Genomic DNA, 2,007 nt, shown 5'->3' on the forward strand with positions numbered 1-2,007 from the left:
GGCTCAGATGCAGTGTCGCGCCTTCGAAGCCAAGGGCCGTCGCGACCGACTCTTCTGTGACTTTGGTTAGCAGAGCTATCAATTCCGCCGGCTCTTCTGCCTTCAACCGGAAGGTGTTGATCAGAATGACGCGGCGCTGTTGTTTCGGCATCACGAAGCCCTTCCTTCCACGTGCGGCTGTGCGTCTTCAGAACCTGAGGCCGCCGCAGCTTGCAGCACGGCTTGCAGTTCCTGGTCGAGACGCTGCGCGACGACGTCAACCAGCGGGTCGCCGAACTGGCGGAAAACGGCGGCGGGCCGGTCGTACTCGAACGCCGAGCCTTCTCCGTCCTCTCGCAACAGGACGCGGATGGGTGCGTAAATCCCGGCGGAAAGCTGGTGGCGGGTCATCTTCGAGGCCGTAAGCGGGTTGCCAATGTCATACTGGATGGAGCGCCGCTTCTGGCCTGCGATCGCCAACAGCGCGCCATGGTCCCGGAAGCCGAAAATCGACAGGTTCGCCGAAGCTTCGAGCTCGCGCAAAGCGCGCTCGGCCTCGCCGTATCGCAGTAGTGTGAATATCCCATCGTCGATCCGCGGGACGAGGCTCTCAAGCCTGGCCTTCGTCTCGGTGAAGGGATTGGCGGATCGGATGGTGATGTGCTCGTTTGTGAACGGGCGTGTCTCGACCGTGGGGGTGGCCATTGGCTGTCTCCAAATGATGAGGGGCGGGATTTCGAGAGCGATTAGAAGGTTATTGACTTGCCCTGAGGACCTTCTCCACCCGCGCCGCGAGACCAAGGAGCGCGCGATCCTCGCTTTCTGGCCCGTCGAGCTCGAGGCCGATCGGGAGGCCATGGCTGTCAAGGCCGATCGGCAGGCTGAGCCCGGGTAGTCCAGCAGCGCTGGCGGGAATGGTGTTGTTGGCCAATGCCCGGAAATCAACCGCCTGGCCGCCCACGGTGAATTGCATCTGGCGCTCAACCCTCGGTGCCGTGCAGGGCGTCGTCGGGAAGATCAGCGCGTGGGCACCATGCCGCGTGAAAATCTCGCTCATGCGTTCCTTCACCGCCAGGCGGTCGGCAGTCAGGGCGTGATAAGCCTGCTCACTCAGGTAGCCCGGCGCGCCGGGTATGACGAAGTGGTCCCAGGCGTCCTTGACGCCTGCGCGCAGACCCACGTGCAGATCCTTGAAGGCGACGGGGATCGCGTGTCGCTCCAGGAAGTCGCTCAGCGAGGCCTTGGTCTCGCGGAAGAAGAGGCTCCACGTGGTCCGAAGGGCCAGCGCCTGGAAGTCCCCACCGAGATCGATCTCGACGATTTCGGCCCCCGCCTCGGCGAGGCGCAGGAGCGTGTTGCGGAACCGCGCCTCGACCTCGGGGTCCACTGGGTTCAGGTACTGGCGCGGCGCAAAGGCGAAACGGGTCCCCTTGAGATCGGCGCGAGAGTCCAGCTCCGCCGCCGGCGCACCGGTGACGACCTGATCGATCAGGACGCAATCCTCGACGCTTCGGGCGAAGACCCCCGTCGTATCGAGTGTGTGAGAGATCGGCGCGACCCCTGCGCGCGGCCAGCGGCGGGGTGTCGGCTTGAACCCCACGACGCCGCATAGGGAGGCGGGGACGCGGATTGACCCGATCGTGTCCCCGCCCAGCGTCGCCGGAGCGAGGCCGGCGGCGACCGCCGCCGCCGAACCGCTCGACGAACCGCCGGTTACATGGTCGGGCGCATGCGGGTTTCCGACCTGGCCATAAGGGCCGTTGTCGCCTGTCAAACCATAGGAAAGTTCGACCAGGTTGGTCTTCCCAAGCACGATCGCGCCCGCCGCCTTGAGCGTCGCAATGGCGTCCGCGTCCTCAGTTGGCTGGAAGTCTCTGAGCGAACCGACTCCCAGCGTCGTGCGCAAGCCGGCCGTGAGATAGCTGTCCTTGATGCCGAGGGGAACACCGAGCAGCGGCGCGTTCACGCCCTTGGCGCGGGCCTTGTCGGCTTCGCGGGCTGCGGAGAGGGCGCCAGGCTCGTCCAGGG

At 65.5% G+C, this 2,007-nt stretch carries 2 protein-coding genes; both read right to left on the bottom strand.

The window, feature by feature from the left end:
* Positions 1-150 precede the first annotated feature (150 nt).
* Positions 151-684 (bottom strand): DUF302 domain-containing protein, encoded by a 534-nt coding sequence (locus EN939_RS31910; RefSeq protein ID WP_127269695.1) that lies wholly within the window; start codon positions 682-684, stop codon positions 151-153.
* A gap of 49 nt (positions 685-733) precedes the next feature.
* Positions 734-2,007, bottom strand: a 1,274-nt coding sequence (locus EN939_RS31915) for an amidase family protein (protein WP_127271559.1), incomplete at its 5' end; no start/stop codon positions are given.

Origin of the sequence: Mesorhizobium sp. M7A.F.Ca.CA.002.05.1.1 (assembly GCF_003998335.1) — a bacterium.
Classification (GTDB): domain Bacteria; phylum Pseudomonadota; class Alphaproteobacteria; order Rhizobiales; family Rhizobiaceae; genus Mesorhizobium.